This is a genomic window from Kribbella sp. NPDC020701 (assembly GCF_055562215.1).
Genome location: NZ_JBVHFT010000005.1, coordinates 153328 through 171931 on the forward strand (window position 1 = coordinate 153328; position 18604 = coordinate 171931).

Genomic DNA, 18604 nt, shown 5'->3' on the forward strand with positions numbered 1-18604 from the left:
AGGGCCGCGGTGGCGAGGGTGGCGGCGACCGTCCTGGTCAGGCGAGAAGTCATGCCTCAACCCAACCTCCAGGCCGCCGCCTGGACGATGGTGCGAACCCCCGGGCGGAGGTGGGGTTTTCCCTACCCGAGCAGGCTGTTGTACAGCTGCACGGTCCGATCCGCGACGGCGTCCCAGCCGAATTGCGAGACTGCGCGTTCCCGGCCGGCCTTGCCCATCGCCTCGGCCTTGGCCGGGTCGTCGACCAGCGCGTTGATCCCCGCGGCCAGTCCGCGCTCGAAGGTGTCGATGTCGTGCTCGTCGTACGGGACGAGGATGCCGGTCGAGCCGTTGTCGACCACCTCGGGGATACCGCCGACCGCACTGGCCACGACGGCCGTCTCACACGCCATCGCCTCTAGGTTGACGATGCCGAGCGGCTCGTAGATCGACGGGCAGCAGAACGCCAGCGCGTGCGTCAGCACCTGCCGGACCTCTTCGCGCGGCAGCATCTCGGAGACCACGAACACGCCGTCGCGGGCAGCCTTGAGGTCGTCGATCAGCGCGTCGGTCTCGGCCTTCAGCTCGACCGTGTCGGCCGCGCCGGCCAGCAGCACGAGCTGCACCGACGGATCCAGCTGCAGACCGGCCCGGAGCAGGTGCGGGACACCCTTCTGCCGGGTGATCCGGCCGACGAACGTCACGTACGGGCGGCTCAGGTCGACCCCGAGCCGCTCGAGCACCGTGGTCTTCGGGTCCGGGCGGTAGAAGTCGGCGTCGATCCCGTTCGAGATCACGTGCACCTTGGCCGGGTCGATCGACGGGTAGCAGGCCAGGACGTCGTCGCGCATCCCCCGGCTCACCGCGACGACGGCGTCGGCCGCCTCGTACGCCGTCTGCTCGGCCCAGCTGGACAGCCGGTAGCCACCGCCGAGCTGCTCGGCCTTCCACGGGCGGCGCGGCTCCAGCGAGTGCGCGGTCACCACATGCGGGACGTCGTACAGGAGCTTGGCCCAGTGGCCGGCCATGTTCGCGTACCAGGTGTGGGAGTGCACGAGCTGTGCGTCGCCGACCGCCGCCGTCATCGTGAGGTCCGTGGACAGGATGCGCAGCGCCGCGTTCGCGTTCGGCATCCGCGGGTCGTCCTCGGAGTGTGCGGTCGCGCCCTGCCGGGGCTCGCCCATGCAATGCACGTCCACGTCGATCAGCCGGCGCAGCTCGCGGACCAGGAAGTCCACGTGCACCCCTGCCCCGCCGTACACATCCGGAGGAAACTCACGCGTCAGGATGGCGACCTTCATGCAGCCGACCTTAGGACATCATCTGAGCTCTGTCGGCACCCAGAACCGCAGCTTTCCGTGTCGTTCGTCTTCCAATTCGCCGCCGGCCGCCTCGATCACCTTGCGCGAGGCGACGTTGCCGGTGTCGCAGGTGACCAGCGCCGGGTCGATGCCGAGGGCCGCCGCGATCGGTAGTGACTGGGTCAGCATCTGGGTCGCGTACCCCTGGCGCCGGGCCGACGGGCGCACGTAGTACCCGATGTGGCCGCCGACCTCGGTCAGGGCGGGGGTGAGGTCGTGCCGGATGGAGAGCCGGCCGAGCCACTCGACGCCGTCGACGAACCAGAGCACGGTCTGGTGCACGATCCCGGCCGGCAGCTCGGTCTCCGGTTCCGCCTCGGTCCTGATCACCTCGACCATCCGGGAGAACTCGGCCGGATCGGCCGCCTGCTGCCGGGTCCACTCCTCCTCGGCACCGGCCACCGACCGCGCGCCCATCCACCGCTCCTCCTGCGGCCCGGCCTCGTCCCAAGCGGCCAGGAACCCACGGTGAACAGCAGTGGACGGTACGACAAGGATCGGCATCTTTACAGTGTCGCGACACTCGCAAGCGCTTATGCCGGAGGGTTCTCGGAGCTAAAGGCCATGTACCCCCCTCCTGCACAGCACGATCGGGCACTCGGTGGACACCTCGCGGCACCGGAGAGCCGACCACGATGCTCCGCATCGAGGTCACCTCTCCGGCACCCCGATGCACTCCACCGAGCACCCGCTCGCACTGCACATGAGGGGGGCACATGGCCTAAGGTGCGGACATGGCAAAGGCGCCCAGAGTTCTCGGAATCGTGCTGGCCGGCGGTGAGGGCAAGCGGCTGATGCCGCTGACCGGGGACCGGGCCAAACCGGCCGTCCCGTTCGGAGGCAGTTATCGCCTGATCGATTTCGTGCTGTCCAACCTGGTCAATGCCGGCTACCGGAACCTCTGCGTCCTGACGCAGTACAAGTCGCACTCGCTCGACCGGCATGTCACGCTCACCTGGCGGATGTCGACACTGCTGGGCAACTTCGTCACCTGCGTGCCGGCCCAGCAGCGGCTCGGCCCGCAGTGGTACCAGGGCAGCGCGGACGCGATCTACCAGTCGATGAACCTGATCAACGACCACAAGCCCGATGTGATCGTGGTGTTCGGTGCCGACCACGTCTACCGGATGGACGCCTCCCAGATGGTGCAGGCGCACCTCGAGCGCGGGAACGGCGTGACCGTCGCCGGGATCCGGGTGCCACGGGTCGAGGCGACCGAGTTCGGCGTGATCAAGACCGGCCCGGACGGGCATTCGATCGAGGAGTTCCTGGAGAAGCCGGCCGACCCGCCGGGCCTGCCGGACTCGCCGGACGAGACGTTCGCTTCGATGGGCAACTACGTGTTCAGCGCCGACGTCCTGGTGGAGGCGCTGCGCAAGGACGCCGCCAACCCGGCGTCCCGGCACGACATGGGCGGCGACATCGTCCCGATGCTGGTTGCCGAGGGCAAGGCCGGCGTCTACGACTTCAAGGACAACGACGTCCCGGGCGCCCTGGACCGCGACCGCTCGTACTGGCGTGATGTCGGGTCACTGGATTCGTACCACGAGGCGCACATGGACCTGGTCTCGATCCAGCCGGTGTTCAACCTCTACAACTCCGACTGGCCGATCTTCACCTCGCACCCGCAGCTGCCCGGTGCCAAGTTCACCGACGACGCGACCGTCGGAGAGTCGATCGTCTGCCAGGGCTCGGTCGTCACCGGCGCGACCGTGGAGCACTCGGTGCTCGGCACCAACGTGATCGTCAGCGCGGGTGCGTTCATCGAGCGCTCGGTGATCATGGACAACTGCAAGATCGGTGCGAACGCCGTGCTGAAGAACGTGATCCTGGACAAGAACGTGATCGTCCCGGACGGCGTCGAGATCGGCGTCGACCCCGATCACGACCGCCAGCGCGGCTTCACCGTCTCCAAGGGCGGCGTCACCGTGCTCGGTAAGGGGCAGGTGATCGAACCGCCCGCTGCCGCGGCCGCGGAGTCGGAGAACGAGGTCGCCGAGGCGTGAGCGCGGAGGCTGAGGCATTGGAGCTCGATGCCACGGATCCGGGGCACCGCGAACTGTTCGACGTACCGCCGGCGCAGGGTGGCGACTACCCCGAGGTGGCGTACTTCGCCGGCAACTCGCTCGGTCTGCGCCCGCGCGCGACCAGGGTCGAGCTGCTCGAGGACCTGGACGCGTGGGCTGCCCTCGGCGTTGAAGGGCACCTGGACGCCGAGCGGCCCTGGCTGCCGTACCACGAGCTGCTGACCGGTCCCGCGGCCCGCCTGGTCGGTGCGCTGCCGAGTGAGACCGTCGTGATGAACTCGCTCACCGTCAACCTGCACCTGCTGATGGTGTCGTTCTACCGCCCGACCCGCTCGCGGCACCGGATCGTGATCGAGGACTCCGCCTTCCCCTCCGACAGCTACGCCGTCCGCTCCCAGGCTCGATTCCACGGGTACGACGCCGAGGACGCGATCATCCGCCTGCGGCCCCGGCCCGGCGAAGACTCCCTGCGTACGGCGGACGTCGTCGAGCAACTGGGTGGCGATGTGGCCCTGGTCCTCCTGGGCGGCGTGAACTACCTGACCGGTGAGCTGATGGATATCCCCACGATCACCAAGGCCGGTCACGCGGCCGGGGCGATCGTCGGCTGGGATCTCGCGCACGCGGCCGGAAATGTCCCGTTGGCGTTGCACGATTGGGGTGTGGACTTCGCGGCCTGGTGTTCGTACAAGTACCTCAACTCGGGGCCCGGCGCGCTCGCGGGCGCCTTCGTGCACGAGCGGCACGTCGGTGGGGACCTCCCGCGGTTCGAGGGATGGTGGAGCACGGACCCGTCGACCCGGTTCGAGATGACACCCGAGTCGCGGCCGCCCGCGTCCGCGGACGCCTGGCAGGTGTCGAACCCGCCGATCTTCTCGATGAGCCCGGTCCGGACGTCGCTGGAGATCTTCGACAAGGTCGGCATCGGGGTCCTGCGGGAGCGCAGTCTGAGGCTGACGGCGTACCTGGAGAAGCTCTTGGCCAACGGCTGTCCCTTCCGGGTGATCACGCCGTCCGACCCTGCGCGACGGGGAGCACAGTTGTCCTTGAAGATCGATGGGATGCGGGCGGGTGACTTGGCGCGGCGGATGCGGTTCGAGCACGGCGTGATCGCGGATGCGCGGGAGCCCGACGTACTGCGGCTTGCACCGGTGCCGTTGTACTCGACGTACCACGACTGCTGGCGCGCCGCGTCCGCTCTGGCTGAGGTGGTGCCGGCATGAAGGTCGCGATCGTCGGGGCAGGCCTGACCGGAAGTCTGCTGGCGTGTTTCCTGGCCCGGCGTGGACTGCTGGTGACGTTGTACGAGCGTCGCCCGGATCCCCGCATCGGTACGGCGGAACGCGGCCGGTCGATCAACCTGGCGATCTCCGAGCGCGGGCTGGACGCGTTGCGGCGGATCGGCCTGGTCGACCAGGTGATGGCGGACGCCCTGCCGATGAAGGGGCGGATGATCCATCCGGTCGCCGGGCCACTGGACTTCCAGGCCTACTCGGCGTCCGGCGATCGGGCGATCAACTCGATCAGCCGGGGCGCACTGAACAACGCCTTGCTGTCGGCGGCTTCGGATGCCCCCGGAGTCAGCGTCGTCTTCGAGCATCGGCTGGTGGAGCTGGACTCGCAGGCCGGCCGGCTGGTCTTCGCCACGCCATCGGGCAAGGTGTCGGTTTCGGCTGACGTGGTGCTCGGTGCGGACGGAGCCGGCTCCGCGGTCCGGGAGCAGCTGCTTGCCGAAGGCGTCGTTGCCGAGGACGTCGACTTCCTCGACTACGGCTACAAGGAGCTCTCGATCCCTGCCGTAGCCGGCGATTTCGCACTCGATCCGGGCGCGTTGCACATCTGGCCGCGCGGGACCTCGATGATGATCGCGCTGCCGAACCCGGATCGATCCTTCACCTGCACGCTGTTCTGGCCGGCCGGGTCCTTCGATGCGTTGACGGACGCTGCCGGGATCGAAGAGCACTTCCGGGTGAACTACCCGGATCTGTTGCCGTTGGCACCGGATCTCGTCGACGACTATCTGCACAACCCGGTCGGCGTGCTCGGCACCGTCCACACGTTGCCCTGGCAGGCTCACGGGCGTACGGCGTTACTCGGAGATGCTGCCCACGCGATCGTCCCGTTCTACGGCCAGGGCGCCAACTGCGCCTTCGAGGACGTGGTCGAGCTGGACCGGTGCCTCGACGACACCGGCGGCTCGTGGGCTCGGGCGCTGCCGTTGTTCGAGGCACGCCGCCGCGAGAACACCGAGGCGATCGCCGGGATGGCGCTGGCCAACTTCATCGAGATGCGCGACAAGGTGGCGTCTCCGGTGTTCCGGCTGACCAAGCGCGTCGAACATGCCCTGGAGCGGTTGCTACCCGGCCGGTACGTGTCCCGCTACGAGCTCGTGTCGTTCTCCACCACGCCGTACGCGGAAGTGCAGGAGCGGGTGAAGCGGCAGCACCAGGTGCTGGGCCTAGGAGCGGTCGCCGCGGCGGGTGTACTCCTCGGGTTGGCGCGAAAGTGGGGCCGGCGATGAGCTTGTGGACACCTGAGTTGCTGACCGGGCAACCCAACTCGGTCGGATTGTTGCGGCACTTCGTCGACGGACACTTCGTGCAGAGCGCGTCGACGTTCGCGAAGATCTCGCCGGTGACGGGGGAGCAGATCTTCGACGTGTGTGAGGCTGACGCGGCGACGGTGGACGCGGCGGTGAGTGCGGCCCGGGCGGCTTTGCGTGGGCCTTGGGGACGTCTCAGCGAGCAGGAGCGGGCGGCGGTTCTGCGCCGCGTCGCGGATGGGCTGGAACGGCGGTTCGACGACCTGGTCGCGGCCGAAGTGGGCGATACCGGCAAGTCGATCAGTCAGGCGCGGACGCTGGACATCCCGCGCGGGGCGGCCAACTTCCGGGCGTTCGCCGACTTCGCGACAACGGCGCCGACCGAGTCGTACACGACCGTGCTGGCCGATGGACGGCGGGCGCTGAACTACGCGGTCCGGAAACCGGTCGGCGTGGTGGCGATCGTCGTACCGTGGAACCTGCCGTTGTTGCTGCTGACCTGGAAGGTCGCGCCGGCGCTTGCCTGCGGCAACGCTGTGATCGTCAAGCCGTCCGAAGAGACGCCGGCATCGGCGACCGTGCTGGCCGAGGTGATGGCGGAGGCCGGCGTACCGCCCGGCGTCTTCAACCTCGTGCACGGGTTCGGGCCGTCGTCGGCGGGGGAGTACCTGACCCGGCATCCGGGTGTGGACGCGATCACGTTCACGGGCGAGTCCGCGACCGGTACGGCGATCGCCAAGGTCGCGGCGGACCGGGTCAAGGCCGTGTCGTTCGAGCTCGGTGGGAAGAACGCCGGGCTGGTCTTCGCCGACGCTTCGCTGGATGCGGCCGTCGAGGGATCGGTACGTTCGGTCTTCACCAACGGCGGCCAGGTCTGCCTGTGCACCGAACGCCTGTACGTCGAACGCCCTGTCTTCACGGAGTTCGTCGAGCGCTTGGCCGCGCGGGCGTCCGAGCTGACCTACGGGTGGCCTGCCGACGAGGCGACCATGAACATGCCGCTGATCTCCAAACAACACCGCGACAAGGTTCTGTCGTACTACGACCTCGCGCGGACCGAGGGAGCCGAGGTACTCGCGGGTGGCGGCGTACCGAGGTTCGGTGACGCCCGTGATGGTGGCTGCTACGTGCAACCAACTGTCGTCACAGGGCTGCCGCCGGACGCGCGGACGAACACGGAGGAGATCTTCGGGCCGATCTGCCACATCGCTCCGTTCGACACCGAGGAAGAGGCGTACGCGCTGGCGAACGGATCCGATTACGGGCTGGCAGCAACGGTCTGGACGCGTGACGTCGGCCGCGCCCACCGCGCCGGCCCAGCCCTGGACGTTGGCATTGTCTGGGTCAACACCTGGTTCCTCCGCGATCTGCGGACGCCCTTTGGCGGCATGAAGTTGTCAGGGGTCGGGCGCGAGGGCGGCCGGCACTCGCTGGACTTCTACTCCGAGCCGACCAACGTCTGCGTGGAGCTCACATGACCCTGCGTTTGGCCGGGCCTTCGGCGCCGGCGTGGTCATGGGGCTTGAACTCCCGGCCTTCCCTCGTCGCTCCAGTCGCTTCGCTCCCTCCGCTCCTCAGTCCAGGCCGGGAGGCCCCATGACCGTCGTACCGGGGAAGGCGGTGCCGCGGGGGCGGTTTCCGCATGTGAAGGTCAGCGGCGGGTTCGCGTTCGTGTCGGGGACGTCGAGCCGGCGGCCGGACAACACGATCGCCGGGGCTTCGGTGGACTCATCGGGGACGGTCTCGCTGGACATCCGGGAGCAGACTCGGGTGGTGCTGGAGAACATCCGGGACATCCTGACTGCGGTGGGTGCCGGGTTGGAGGATGTCGTGAGCGTGACGACGTACCTGGTGTCGATGAACGACTTCGGCGGGTACAACGAGGTGTACGGCGAATTCTTCGACGAGTCCGGGCCGAGCCGGACGACCGTCGCAGTTCATCAGCTGCCGCATCCCCAGCTGCTGATCGAAATCCAGGCCGTGGCGGCCGTTCCAAAAGAACACAGCCCGCAAAGGAGTGAGTGATGGTCAATCTGGAGTCGACGAACTTTCCGCAGTGGATCGAGGAGAACAAGCACCTGCTGAAGCCGCCGGTCGGCAACAAGCAGATGTTCCCGACCGGGGACGACTTCATCACCATGGTGGTCGGCGGGCCGAACCAGCGGACCGACTTCCACGTCGACCCGTACGAGGAGTTCTTTTACCAGATCAAGGGACACCTGCACGTCAACGTGATGACCGACGACGGGCCGGCCAGGGTCGACATCAACGAGGGTGAGATGTGGGTGCTGCCGCGGAACATGCCGCACTCGCCGCAGCGCGGTCCGGAGTCGATCGGCCTGGTGATGGAGCGTGTTCGTGAGCCCGGGGTGCTGGAGAAGTTCCGCTGGTACTGCGAGAACTGCAACGCGATCGTGCACGAGGTCGAGCTCCAGGTGACCGACATCGTCGCCGACCTGCCGCCGGTGTTCAAGGCCTTCTACGAGAGCGAGGACGCCCGTACCTGCCCGGACTGCGGCACTGTGCATCCGGGTAAGGGCTGATGGCTGTTGATGTCCACACCCACCTGGTGCCGAAGGGGTGGCCGGATCTCTCGGTCGCGTGCGGTGGGGACGGCTGGCCGTGGTTGCGGATCGACTCCGAGCGGGCCGCGATGATCATGGTCGGCTCGACCGAGTTCCGCCCGATCGGCCCACCGGCTTGGGATCCCGCGACCCGTCGTGCGGACATGGATGCCGACGGCATCGACGTACAGGTGGTGTCGCCGACGCCGGTGTTCTTCGGGTACGACCGGCCGGCCGATCAGGCGGCCAAGCTGGCCCGGATCTTCAACGATCTCACTCTGGAGACGCTTGCCGGGGACAGCCGTTTCGTGCCGTTCTGCCAGGTGCCGTTGCAGGATCCGGACGCCGCGTGTGCCGAGCTGGATCGCTGCCGGGCCGCCGGACATGTGGGCGTCGAGATCGGCAACCACGTTGGCGACAAGGATCTCGACGACGCCGGGATCGTTGCCTTTCTCAACCACTGTGCCGAGACCGGGACGCCGGTGCTGGTGCATCCGTGGGACATGCCCGGCGGTCCACGGCTGGACCGCTGGATGGCTCGCTGGCTGACCGGGATGCCGGCCGAGACCCATCTGTCCGTACTCGCGATGATCCTCGGCGGTGCCTTCGACACGCTGCCGCCGTCCCTGCGGATCTGTTTCGCTCACGGTGGCGGGAGTTTCGCGTTCTGGCTCGGGCGGCTGGAGAACGCCTGGCACCGGCGCGGCGACATCGTCCGTGGTTGCTCCGAGCACCCACCGTCGCACTATCTGGACCGGTTCTTCGTCGACACGGTCGTGTTCGAATCAGCGCCTTTACGGCTACTTGTCGATACCTTGGGGGAAGACCGCGTTCTGGTCGGCAGTGATTATCCCTATCCACTGGGTGAGCGGCCGGTCGGGGAGGTGGTACGGAAGGCCGGTTTCCTGACCGCGGACCAGCAGCACAAGCTGCTGTCCGGGAACGCATTGCGCTATCTCGGGAGGTCTGATGAGTGAAGACCGATCGGTACTGTCGCGTGCAGCGCGTGCGCCCGACGAGGAGCTCCGGTACGGCGACCACGCGGACCAGGTGATCGACTACTGGCACGCGAAGGAGTACCGGCCGCTGGTCGTGTTCGTGCACGGTGGTTTCTGGCGGCCGGAGTACGACCGGACGCACGCCCGCCCGCTCGGTGAAGCGCTCGCCGACCTCGGCTGGCCGGTGCTGTCCTTGGAGTACCGCCGCGAGCCCGGTGATCCCGATGTCACGACGTCGGACATCCGTACGGCGCTCGACGCGCTGCCCGACCTGGTCGACGTTCACGCCGGCTACGTGATGATCGGCCACTCCGCAGGGGGGCAACTCGCCTTGTGGGCCGCGTCCACGCTGAACCCGGTTCGCCTCCGCGGCCTGATCGCGCTGGCCCCGGTGGCCGACCTGCTGATGGCTGACCGCCTCGGCCTCGACGACGGCGCCGTACAGGACTTCATCGGCAGCGGCGTACGCAACGACCTCGACCCGGCGCACCTGCCCGCCCCGATCGCCCGGGTCGCCCTCATCCACGGCACCGCCGACACCCGCGTCCCGATCACCCTGACCGAGTCCTACTTCACCGCCCACCCGACCGCCCGCCTGATCCGCGTAGAACACGCCGGCCACTACGACCTCATCGACCCTCTGAGCGACTCCTGGCACGAGGTCACCACCGAACTCACCCGACTGACAAGCTGAACATCATGCTCAACGGACAACGGATTGTGTTGCGTCCGGTGCGTGAACGCGATCTCGAGGTCTTCATCACCGCGCACACCGAGATCTCCACCCGCGGTGCGTACTTCCCGCTCGGTGTCCAGTCGGAGCCGGTACTCCGGCGGACGTACGCCGAGACCGGATTCTGGGAGCGCGACGAGGGCACCTTGCTGATCTGGGACCGGAGCGAGGTCATGGTCGGCCACATCGAGTTCTTCAAGTCGGTGGGCTACTGGGACGCCTACGAACTCTCCTACCAGCTCTACGGCCCGCAGCACGCCGGCCAGGGCTACACGACCGAGGCGGTCTGCCTGCTGGTCGACTACCTGTTCGGCTCGAAGAAGGTCAACCGCCTCTCCCTGGTGATCGTCCCCGAGAACACTCCCAGCCGGCGGATCGCGGAGAAATGCGGCTTCCAGCTCGAAGGCACCGCTCGGGGAGCGTTCTTCAACGCCGGCCGCAACCTCGACGTCCTCGTCTACTCACTGCTCCGCGACGACCCACGCCCCTGGCACGTCGACAGCTGAGGGCGCCGGCCTCAGGCATCGCGGCGCCGGCGTACCCGCCCGTCCCGAACACCGTAACGTCCGCAGAGACCCCACTGCGACGCCTGGCACGAACTAACACCTCACCGGCTGAGGTACGGGAGAAGACTCCGAGCGGTGTCGACGATCGTGTCCTCGACCGGCCGTGGCGACCAGCCGAGGACCTGGGTCGCCTTACCGAGCCGCGGTTCGCGGCGGACGCCCGCATCCCGGGCGAGCGCACGCAACGGCCGTACGACGAGCGCGACCGCCGTCAGCAACCAGGTCGGAATCCGGTGCGTGGGCACCTTCACGGCGTCGGCCCCGAGCCTGGACCGCAGAATCCCGGCGATCCCGGCCATCGACGAATAGCCGCCAGAGGCGATGAACCGCTGACCGGCGGCCCGATCGTCGGTCATCGCGGTCAGGTGCAGAGCGGCCACATCGCGGACGTCGGCCACACCGAATCGCTGGTCGGGCAGGAACGGGACGCGGCCCTCCAGCAGTGCGGTGATGACGCCGAGCGAACTGGCGAAGTCAGGCCCGAGAGCGGGACCGAAGATGCCGGTCGGGTTGATCACGGTCAGCTCGAGCCCCGCGGCGGCGGCGTACTCCCAGGCCGCGCGTTCCGCCATGGTCTTCGACTTCACATAGGCGCCGATCGGTGCCTCCAGGTTGGTCCAGGTCGCCTCGTCGTACGGCCCGGGACCGTCGTGGCCGTAGCCGATCGCGGCGAACGACGACGTCAGTACGACGCGACGGACGCCCGCGTCACGGGCTGCGCGCAGTACTCGCAAGGTTCCGTCGCGTGCCGGAACGATCAGTTCGTCCTCGTCCTTCGGGGCGCTGGGTGGGAACGGTGACGCGACGTGCAGCACGTAGTCGGTGCTCGCGACCGCCTCGTCCCAGCCCGCGTCGGCGCTCAGATCGGCGGCGACGAAGCTGAGCTTGTCCCCGGGATCGACGCCGGCTCCGGCGAGCATCGCCCGTACGTCGGGCTCGCGGTCCAGTGATCGCACGGTGGTGCGTACCTGGTAGCCCTGCTGGAGGAGTTGGACGATCACATGGGCGCCGAGGAAGCCGGAGCCGCCTGTCACGAGAACCTTCATGGATCCAGGCTCGGAGATCGCGGACAGGTCATCCAGGCCGCGGTTTTCCTGGTGTCCGCAGGGACAGGATCAGGTGCTGAGCTCGCCGAGCCGCCGGAACGCGGCCTCGGAAGGGCCGCCGGGATCGGCGTGATAGGTGACCAGGAGCTGATCGGACTCGGGCAGCACGAACTTCTGGTACCGCAGATCGAGCCGGCCGACCTGCGGATGGAGGAACTTCGTGATGCCTTCGTCCCGCACCTTCACGTCATGGCTGGTCCAGAGAGCGCGGAACCGCTCACTGCGCTCGCTGAGCTCACCGACCAGTGCGGTGATCTCCGGATCGTCCGGGTCCGCGGCAGTCAGCGAGCGCAGGAAAGGAACGGTCTTCGCGGTCATCCCGTCCCAGTCGCGATAGAGCTCCCGCAGGTCCGGCTCGAGGAACGCGGCCCGCAACGTGTTGGACCCGACCGAGAAGTGCCGCGACAACGCCACCGCAAGCCGGTTCGCGGCCAGCACGGTGAACCCCCGGCCCTGCACGTACGCCGCCGTTGCCTGCCACCCGTCGATCAACGCCTGCAGATGCCGGCTCGCAGTGTCCTTCGACCGCCGCGGCCTGGCCGGGCGCGCGATGGCCTGCAGGTACGCCGTCGCGTCGCTGTCGAGCCGCAACGCCTCGGCAAGGCTCGCCAGCACCTGGTCACTCGGATGCAGATCCCGCCCCTGCTCCAGCCGCAGGTAGTACTCCGGACTGATTCCCGCAAGCAGCGCGACCTCTTCCCGCCGCAACCCCACCACCCGCCGCCGTCCCCCGGACACCAACCCAACATCCTCAGGCCGCAACCGCCCCCGCCTGGCCCGCAAATACTCGCCCAGCCCGCCGGTGCCCATGGTTGCTCCTGCCTGTTGAGTCGCGTCGGAGGTCAGTCCTGATCGGGGACTTGAATCCAGACCGCGCCGCGACCTGCTCCGGTGGAATTGATCTTTCCCTCGTTCCTGAGCTGCTCCAGCACCAATCGGATGGTTTGGTCGCTCACACCCGGAAGCGCTGCCCGAACCTCCGAAACCTTGAAGACCGCGGCCGCATGCTTGAGCACATGCTGCCGAACTCGATCCTGCTTCGTCCCTCCTGAACGATCGGCTGCCGCTCGGCGGGCGAAGGCCTGATATGCAGACGCCAGTGTGGTCACGAAGTACGACAGCCATGGCCAGGGATCTGCCGCATCTTGATGCCAGTCATGGGTCGAATCGAGCAACGCGTCGTAGTACGAGTCGACGGAGTCAGCGATGAGTTGCTCGAGAGAAACCCATCGACAGACCTCGTAGCCCGCGTCGACCAGCACGGCGTTGGTCAGAGCCCGGGCGACCCGGCCGTTGCCGTCCGCGAACGGATGGATGACCAAGAGGTCGAGGACCATCAGGCCGACCAGGAGAACCGGATGGTGCCGGCCCGCCCGCTGAGCGGCCAGGTACCGATCGATCAGGTCTTTCAGGTAGGCGTCGGTTCTTGCCGCCGGCACCGGGACGAACCGAACCGTCGTACTTCCGTCCGGCGAACGATCCACGACGAGGTTGTCGTCCGTCTTCAGCTGACCGCCGGGGTAGGCCGTCTCCGACCAGAGCAGGCGGTGCAGGTGGAGGAGCAGGCCGAGGTTGAGCGGATGCCAGTCCTCCTGGAACAGATAGTCCAGCGCCTTGCGGTAACCGGCGAGCTCTTGCTCGCTCCTGGTGCGAAGGACGCCGGCGCGACCTTCGATGATGCGTTCAGCCCGTGCAGCGTCCGGTACGACGACGCCTTCGATTGCCGATGACGCGGTGATGCTCTGGATCCGCGCGCGGTTGGCGAGCTCGGTAAGGAGGGCCGGAAGCTGGTTGCGGTACAGCGCCTCGCTGCCTCTGCCGGTATCGATCGAGCGCAGTTGCATGACGACGCCGGCCGGCACCTGCCCGATCACGCGATCCAGGTCCGCGAACGAGCGCATCCGATCCTCCAAAGAAACCAACAAATTTACTAATCGGAGGTCACTTTAGCGTATTTGTTGGTTTCCTTAGCATGTTTCTACCGCCTACCGACCGCACTCAGTGGCCGATCTTGCACTAGCTGTAGTTGTCAGCTGAGGCGTTTGGCGGCGGTGAGGAGGCCTTCGGAGGTGGGGAGGAGGGCGGAGACGAGGTCGTCGTCGTCGCGGACGGCGCGGATCAGGTCGCGGAGGGCGGTGGTGTCGGGGTCGCGGACGGCCGGGTCGGCGACGCGGCCGCCGGTGAGGATGCCGGCGAAGACGACGACGCCGCCGGGGCGCAGCAGCCGGAGGGCCTCGTGCAGGTACGCCGTGTTCTCGCGGCGGTCGGCGTCACAGAAGACCAGGTCGTAGTGCCCGTCGGTGAGCCGGGTGACCACGTCCAGCCCGGCGCCGGCGATCAGGCGGAACCGGTTCGACGGGACGCCGGCGTCGAGGAACGTCTTGCGGGCCAGCCGCTGGTTCTCCGCGTCGATGTCGACCGTGGTCAGAGTGCCGTCGGTGCGCATCCCGCGCAGCAGGGCCAGCCCGGAGACACCGGTGCCGGTGCCGATCTCGACCACCGCCTTGGCGCCGACGCCGGCGGCGAGCATGCTCAGCGCGGCGGACGAGCCGGGTCCGATCGGGACCACTCCGCTTTCAGCGGCGCTCGCCCGCGCACCGGTGACGACTTCGCCTTCACCGGTGTAGTCCTCGGCGTACGCCCAGGACGTCGGGTCGATGCCGGTGGCGATGATGCCCTCCCAAGGATCTGCGGGGTGTTCTGCGGCTGCGGTACTCATGCTGAACCGAAGCCTAGCGGCACGAGGTCCGCATTCCGTGTCTCCCGCGCGGAGACTGCGCACTCTTGCTCATTACAGGTGGCCTTGAATCAGATATGATCGTCCTCAGCAGGCAAACCGGGCCTAGTGAGGGAGGTGCGGAGTGAGGTCAGGCGCGGATGACGTCGATGCCGGCTTCCTTGAAGACGGTCAGCTGGGACTCGTCGGCCTGGGCGTCGGTGACGAGGGTGTCGATCTCGCTCAGCTCGCAGATCCGGGCGAACGCCCGCTGCCCGAGCTTGGAGGAGTCGGCCACCACGACCACCTTCGCGGCCCGGCTGACGATCAGCTGGTTGATGTTCGCCTCGCCCTCGTGGTGGGCGGTGGCGCCGGTCTCGTCGATCCCGTCCACGCCGATGAAGGCGATGTCCAGGGACAGGTCGGACAGGATCCGGTGCGACAGCGGGCCGATCATCTCGTAGGACTGCGGCCGCGCGACGCCGCCGGTCAGCACCATCTTCACGTGCGGCCGGACGATCAGCTCGTTGGCGATGTTCAGCGCGTTGGTGACGAGGGTGAACGCGGGCTCGCCGTGCTCGGCCGACAGCTCCGGCCGGGTCGCCAGCGTGCGCGCCACCTCGGAGATCGTGGTGCCGCCGTTCATCCCGATCACCATGCCGCGGCGTACCAGCGTGGCCGCCGCCTGCGCGATCCGCTGCTTCTCGGAAGCGAAACGCGCAGTCTTGTAGCGCAGCGGCAGGTCGTACGACACCGCGTTGGCGACCGCGCCGCCGCGGGTCCGAGTGAGGAGCTGCTGCTTGCCGAGGTGGTCCAGATCGCGCCGAATCGTCGCTGCGGACACATGCAACTGCTCGGCCAGCTCATCGACGTCGATGGCGCCCTTCTCGGCGAGCGACTCGAGCAAGGTGTTCAGGCGTTCATAACGCTTCACCCGGGGCTCCTCCTTCACACAATCGGTCAGCCGGGTGGCGGCTGGTTGGCACCATTCGATCACGTTCGAGCAGTTTCGACCATGACAAGTGCGGAGACGACATGACGCAGACGCCATTTGTGAGCACTGAGATCGCCACTCAGCCGGACCTCTGGAGGCAGATTTCGGACGGTTTCGCGCAGTACGGCGGTGCATTGCCGAAGGCCGGCCAGCGTGTCGCGGCGGTGGGTTGCGGCACGTCGTGGTTCATGGCGATGGCGTACGCCGCCCTCCGCGAGGACCTGGGTCAGGGGGAGACCGACGCGTTCGCGGGCTCGGAGTTCCCGGCGGGACGCCAGTACGACGCTGTGGTCGTGATCAGCCGGTCGGGGACGACGACCGAGGTGCTGGATCTGATCCGTGCGACCGACCTGCCGACCGTGGCGATCACCGCGACCCCCGGCTCGCCGATCGTCGACCTGGCCGACCAGATCATCATGCTGGACTTCGCGGATGAGCAGTCCGTTGTGCAGACCCGGTTCGCGACCACCACGCTGGCGTTGCTGCGCGCTTCGCTCGGCCAGGACCTCACTCAGGCCGCCGCGGACGCTCAGACCGCGCTGACCATCGACGTGGACGAGCTGGCGAAGCTGGAGCAGGTCACGTACGTCGGCACCCGGTGGACCGTCGGTCTGGCGCACGAGGCCGCGCTGAAGCAGCGTGAGGCCGCGTCGGCGTGGACCGAGGCCTACCCGGCGATGGACTACCGGCACGGCCCGATCGCGATCGCCCAGACCGGCCGCGGCGTCTGGATCTTCGGCGAGGCGCCGGCCAACTTCCTCGACGACGTCGCCGCCACCGGTGCGAGCGTCGTACACCACGCGGACCTGGACCCGATGGCTTCCCTGGTGGTAGCCCAGCGGGTCGCCGTCGCCAAGTCCCTCGCCCTAGGCCTCAACCCCGACCAGCCCCGAAGCCTCACCCGCTCAGTCATCCTCGACTGACCCCACCAGCCATCCTCGACTGACTCGACCGACCCCGCGGGATATCCGGCTCTCCTGGGTCCGCGGGAATGCCACCAGCCCAGGGGGTTGCCCGTTCAGTTGGAGGGTTGCCCACTGAGAATCTGACCGGGCAACCCTCCACCTCGATGTGCAACCCCTGCCATGAGGGCACCCGCTCGCCGCACCTGCCAGTCCACGCGGGGCCGGCGGGAGGCGCGGCCCGGGCTCGGCGAGTCGGCAGTGGGCAGCCGGTCACGTGATGGCCGCCGGTTGCGTCGGCGTACTGATCGACAGGTAGTGCTCAGGTGCCTGGTAGTGCAGCTGAGCGGGGACGGATCCCGCATGTACGTCGTATCGGGGTGCACTACCTGTCCGTTGGTACACGCACCCGGAGCGCGCGACTGGTGTGCTCGCGGCCTGGGAGTGTGACAAGCCGTGGGTGCCCGGGGAGCGAGGGTGTCTTGGACGGAGGCGTGGGGACAGGACAGGAACTGGTGGATGGGGGACCTGTCCCAGGTCACCGTCTCCTGTCAGGTCACCCGTGCACTGTCACTCCAGGCGCCCACACCTACGGCACAAGAGCCGGATATCCCTCCGTCGTGTGCGTCCGGGGTGGTGGTGCGGAATTGGGATCGGCTGAGGTCTGGTGTTTGCGAAAGCGCTTGCGCTACTCTGCGGAACGGTCGGCTCGCCGATCGCCATCCCCGCTGAGGAGTTCCGATGACCAGAACCGCAATCCGTTCCACCGCGGCGTTTTCGACCGCAGCACTCGCGCTGGCAGGGCTGGTGGCCTGCTCCAGCGCACCGTCCGCGTCCGGTGACGCCGCTGCCTCCGGGCAGGTGACGATCACCATCGGTGACCGCCCGAGCAGCTCGGACCCGGCCAACCGGGCGACGTACGACAAGAAGGTGGCCGACTTCCAGGCGGCGAACCCGGACATCAAGCTGAACCCGGTCGAGACGCTCTGGGATCCGACCACGTTCCAGGCCCAGGCGGCCGGCGGGCAGTTGCCCGACGTGCTGAACGTGCCGTTCACCGAGCCGCAGGGCATGATCGCCCGCAAGCAGGTCGCCGACCTCACCAAGACGCTCAAGGACGACGGGTTGCTGGCCGAGCTGAACCCGAACGTGCTGAAGATCGGCCAGGACCAGGCGGGCAACGTGTACGCCGTCCCGACCGCGGCGTACTCGGTCGGCCTGATCTACAACCGCGACCTGTTCACCAAGGCCGGGCTGGACCCGGACAAGCCGCCGACGACGTGGGACGAGGTCCGCGCGGACGCCCAGCAGATCGCTCAGAAGACCGGTCAGGCCGGCTACGCCCAGATGACCACAAGCAACACCGGGGGCTGGATGTTCACCACCCAGACCTACGCGTTCGGCGGCTCGGTCGAGAACGAGGACGGCAGCAAGGCGTCCTTCGACGACGCGCCCTCGAAGGCCGCGCTGCAGGCGCTGCACGACATGAAGTGGGTCGACAAGTCGATGGGCCAGGCGGTGCTCTACGACATCGACGGCATCTCGAAGGCGTTCGCGGCGGGCAAGATCGGGATGTACATGTCCGCGCCGGACGCCTATCGCACCCTGGTCCAGACCAATGGGCTCAAGGCGTCGGCGTTCGGTATCGGCCCGATGCCCCAGCAGGGTGGCGATCACGGCACCCTCAGCGGCGGCAGCGTCCAGATCGTCAGCCCGAGTACGACGGATGCCGAGCGGGTGGCCGCGGTCAAGTGGATCAAGTTCGCCTACCTGAACAAGTACGTGAACCAGGACGCGGCGGTGACGAGTGCCAAGAACGGTGTGGCGGCGAAGCTGCCGGTCGGGGTGCCGGGTCTCCCCGTGGTCGCGGCCGACCAGTGGACGACGTACCAGTCGTGGATCAAGCCGTACGTGAACGTGCCGCTGGACAACTTCGCGCCGTACACGAAGGTGGCGGCCGACCAGAAGATCATCCCCGAGCCGCCGGTGAAGGCGCAGGAGGTCTACGCCGCCCTCGACCCGGTGGTGCAGACCGTGCTCGGCAACGCGAAGGCCGATATCCCGGCGCTGCTGACCAAGGCCACCGCCACGGTGAACGCCAAGCTCGGGCGCTGAG

General features: G+C 67.9%; 18 protein-coding genes. 11 read left to right on the forward strand and 7 right to left on the reverse strand.

Translation table 11 applies throughout. From position 1 onward, the window contains the following. Positions 1–122: 122 nt before the first annotated feature. The gene (gene glgA, locus ACZ3HV_RS13800) at positions 123–1280 is read right to left on the reverse strand and encodes a glycogen synthase (protein WP_465684141.1); all 1158 of its coding nucleotides are present in this window, start codon (positions 1278–1280) and stop codon (positions 123–125) included. Positions 1281–1298: 18 nt separating this feature from the next. Further along, complete coding sequence (locus ACZ3HV_RS13805) at positions 1299–1844, reverse strand: GNAT family N-acetyltransferase (protein WP_465684143.1); 546 nt, start codon at positions 1842–1844, stop codon at positions 1299–1301. A 230-nt stretch (positions 1845–2074) separates the two neighbouring features. Here ACZ3HV_RS13805 and glgC point away from each other — a divergent pair, with 230 nt between their 5' ends. The 9 genes from glgC (at position 2075) to ACZ3HV_RS13850 (ending at position 10710) form a co-directional block, all read left to right on the forward strand. Continuing rightward, the gene (gene glgC, locus ACZ3HV_RS13810) at positions 2075–3346 is read left to right on the forward strand and encodes a glucose-1-phosphate adenylyltransferase (RefSeq protein WP_465684145.1); all 1272 of its coding nucleotides are present in this window, start codon (positions 2075–2077) and stop codon (positions 3344–3346) included. Continuing rightward, positions 3343–4590, forward strand: a complete 1248-nt coding sequence (kynU, locus tag ACZ3HV_RS13815) for a kynureninase (protein ID WP_465684147.1) — start codon at positions 3343–3345, stop codon at positions 4588–4590. Before glgC ends, kynU begins: the two co-directional genes overlap by 4 nt. Continuing rightward, the gene (locus tag ACZ3HV_RS13820; protein WP_465684149.1) at positions 4587–5888 is read left to right on the forward strand and encodes an FAD-dependent oxidoreductase; all 1302 of its coding nucleotides are present in this window, start codon (positions 4587–4589) and stop codon (positions 5886–5888) included. Before kynU ends, ACZ3HV_RS13820 begins: the two co-directional genes overlap by 4 nt. Next, a complete protein-coding gene (locus tag ACZ3HV_RS13825; RefSeq protein ID WP_465684151.1) occupies positions 5885–7387 on the forward strand; it encodes a 2-hydroxymuconic semialdehyde dehydrogenase in 1503 nt (500 codons plus the stop codon). Before ACZ3HV_RS13820 ends, ACZ3HV_RS13825 begins: the two co-directional genes overlap by 4 nt. A 118-nt stretch (positions 7388–7505) precedes the next feature. Then, positions 7506–7934 (forward strand): RidA family protein, encoded by a 429-nt coding sequence (locus ACZ3HV_RS13830; protein ID WP_465684153.1) that lies wholly within the window; start codon positions 7506–7508, stop codon positions 7932–7934. Further along, the gene (locus tag ACZ3HV_RS13835; protein ID WP_360372713.1) at positions 7934–8452 is read left to right on the forward strand and encodes a 3-hydroxyanthranilate 3,4-dioxygenase; all 519 of its coding nucleotides are present in this window, start codon (positions 7934–7936) and stop codon (positions 8450–8452) included. Before ACZ3HV_RS13830 ends, ACZ3HV_RS13835 begins: the two co-directional genes overlap by 1 nt. Next, positions 8452–9450, forward strand: coding sequence for an amidohydrolase family protein (locus tag ACZ3HV_RS13840; protein WP_465684156.1), 999 nt, complete (start codon positions 8452–8454; stop codon positions 9448–9450). The genes ACZ3HV_RS13835 and ACZ3HV_RS13840 overlap by 1 nt, the downstream gene beginning before the upstream one ends. Beyond that, the gene (locus tag ACZ3HV_RS13845; protein WP_465684158.1) at positions 9443–10165 is read left to right on the forward strand and encodes an alpha/beta hydrolase family protein; all 723 of its coding nucleotides are present in this window, start codon (positions 9443–9445) and stop codon (positions 10163–10165) included. The genes ACZ3HV_RS13840 and ACZ3HV_RS13845 overlap by 8 nt, the downstream gene beginning before the upstream one ends. 5 nt (positions 10166–10170) lie before the next feature. Further along, entirely contained in the window at positions 10171–10710 is a 540-nt protein-coding gene (locus ACZ3HV_RS13850; RefSeq protein WP_465684160.1) for a GNAT family N-acetyltransferase, read from the forward strand. Between the two features lie 101 nt (positions 10711–10811). Here ACZ3HV_RS13850 and ACZ3HV_RS13855 read toward each other — a convergent pair whose 3' ends face one another. The 5 genes from ACZ3HV_RS13855 to ACZ3HV_RS13875 all read right to left on the reverse strand — a co-directional run bounded on the left by ACZ3HV_RS13855 (position 10812) and on the right by ACZ3HV_RS13875 (position 15526). Next, positions 10812–11816: an SDR family oxidoreductase gene (locus tag ACZ3HV_RS13855; RefSeq protein WP_465684161.1), complete on the reverse strand. Its 1005-nt coding sequence runs from the start codon at positions 11814–11816 to the stop codon at positions 10812–10814. A gap of 69 nt (positions 11817–11885) precedes the next feature. Further along, positions 11886–12686 carry a helix-turn-helix transcriptional regulator gene (locus ACZ3HV_RS13860; protein WP_465684163.1) on the reverse strand — a complete coding sequence of 267 codons (801 nt, stop codon included), beginning with the start codon at positions 12684–12686 and terminating at the stop codon, positions 11886–11888. A gap of 32 nt (positions 12687–12718) precedes the next feature. After that, positions 12719–13777, reverse strand: a complete 1059-nt coding sequence (locus tag ACZ3HV_RS13865; protein WP_465684165.1) for a Fic family protein — start codon at positions 13775–13777, stop codon at positions 12719–12721. Positions 13778–13905: 128 nt separating this feature from the next. Next, positions 13906–14595 carry an O-methyltransferase gene (locus ACZ3HV_RS13870; protein WP_465684167.1) on the reverse strand — a complete coding sequence of 230 codons (690 nt, stop codon included), beginning with the start codon at positions 14593–14595 and terminating at the stop codon, positions 13906–13908. Between the two features lie 148 nt (positions 14596–14743). Then, complete coding sequence (locus tag ACZ3HV_RS13875) at positions 14744–15526, reverse strand: DeoR/GlpR family DNA-binding transcription regulator (protein WP_134108530.1); 783 nt, start codon at positions 15524–15526, stop codon at positions 14744–14746. A 119-nt stretch (positions 15527–15645) separates the two neighbouring features. Here ACZ3HV_RS13875 and ACZ3HV_RS13880 point away from each other — a divergent pair, with 119 nt between their 5' ends. Together ACZ3HV_RS13880 and ACZ3HV_RS13885 are read left to right on the forward strand one after the other, a co-directional pair. After that, positions 15646–16509 carry an SIS domain-containing protein gene (locus tag ACZ3HV_RS13880; protein WP_465684169.1) on the forward strand — a complete coding sequence of 288 codons (864 nt, stop codon included), beginning with the start codon at positions 15646–15648 and terminating at the stop codon, positions 16507–16509. 720 nt (positions 16510–17229) lie between these two features. Then, positions 17230–18603 (forward strand): extracellular solute-binding protein, encoded by a 1374-nt coding sequence (locus tag ACZ3HV_RS13885; RefSeq protein ID WP_465684171.1) that lies wholly within the window; start codon positions 17230–17232, stop codon positions 18601–18603. Position 18604: the final 1 nt, after the last annotated feature.

What these genes read in the sequence shown, in the direction of transcription:
- ACZ3HV_RS13865 (WP_465684165.1), bottom strand. Translation starts at nt 13,777, where the DNA reads ATGCGCTCGTTCGCGGACCTGGATCGCGTGATCGGGCAGGTGCCGGCC.
- ACZ3HV_RS13870 (WP_465684167.1), bottom strand. Translation starts at nt 14,595, where the DNA reads ATGAGTACCGCAGCCGCAGAACACCCCGCAGATCCTTGGGAGGGCATC.
- ACZ3HV_RS13830 (WP_465684153.1), top strand. Translation starts at nt 7,506, where the DNA reads ATGACCGTCGTACCGGGGAAGGCGGTGCCGCGGGGGCGGTTTCCGCAT.
- ACZ3HV_RS13820 (WP_465684149.1), top strand. Translation starts at nt 4,587, where the DNA reads ATGAAGGTCGCGATCGTCGGGGCAGGCCTGACCGGAAGTCTGCTGGCG.
- ACZ3HV_RS13835 (WP_360372713.1), top strand. Translation starts at nt 7,934, where the DNA reads ATGGTCAATCTGGAGTCGACGAACTTTCCGCAGTGGATCGAGGAGAAC.
- ACZ3HV_RS13855 (WP_465684161.1), bottom strand. Translation starts at nt 11,816, where the DNA reads ATGAAGGTTCTCGTGACAGGCGGCTCCGGCTTCCTCGGCGCCCATGTG.
- glgA (WP_465684141.1), bottom strand. Translation starts at nt 1,280, where the DNA reads ATGAAGGTCGCCATCCTGACGCGTGAGTTTCCTCCGGATGTGTACGGC.
- ACZ3HV_RS13845 (WP_465684158.1), top strand. Translation starts at nt 9,443, where the DNA reads ATGAGTGAAGACCGATCGGTACTGTCGCGTGCAGCGCGTGCGCCCGAC.
- ACZ3HV_RS13885 (WP_465684171.1), top strand. Translation starts at nt 17,230, where the DNA reads ATGACCAGAACCGCAATCCGTTCCACCGCGGCGTTTTCGACCGCAGCA.
- glgC (WP_465684145.1), top strand. Translation starts at nt 2,075, where the DNA reads ATGGCAAAGGCGCCCAGAGTTCTCGGAATCGTGCTGGCCGGCGGTGAG.
- ACZ3HV_RS13860 (WP_465684163.1), bottom strand. Translation starts at nt 12,686, where the DNA reads ATGGGCACCGGCGGGCTGGGCGAGTATTTGCGGGCCAGGCGGGGGCGG.
- ACZ3HV_RS13850 (WP_465684160.1), top strand. Translation starts at nt 10,171, where the DNA reads ATGCTCAACGGACAACGGATTGTGTTGCGTCCGGTGCGTGAACGCGAT.
- ACZ3HV_RS13805 (WP_465684143.1), bottom strand. Translation starts at nt 1,844, where the DNA reads ATGCCGATCCTTGTCGTACCGTCCACTGCTGTTCACCGTGGGTTCCTG.
- ACZ3HV_RS13840 (WP_465684156.1), top strand. Translation starts at nt 8,452, where the DNA reads ATGGCTGTTGATGTCCACACCCACCTGGTGCCGAAGGGGTGGCCGGAT.
- ACZ3HV_RS13825 (WP_465684151.1), top strand. Translation starts at nt 5,885, where the DNA reads ATGAGCTTGTGGACACCTGAGTTGCTGACCGGGCAACCCAACTCGGTC.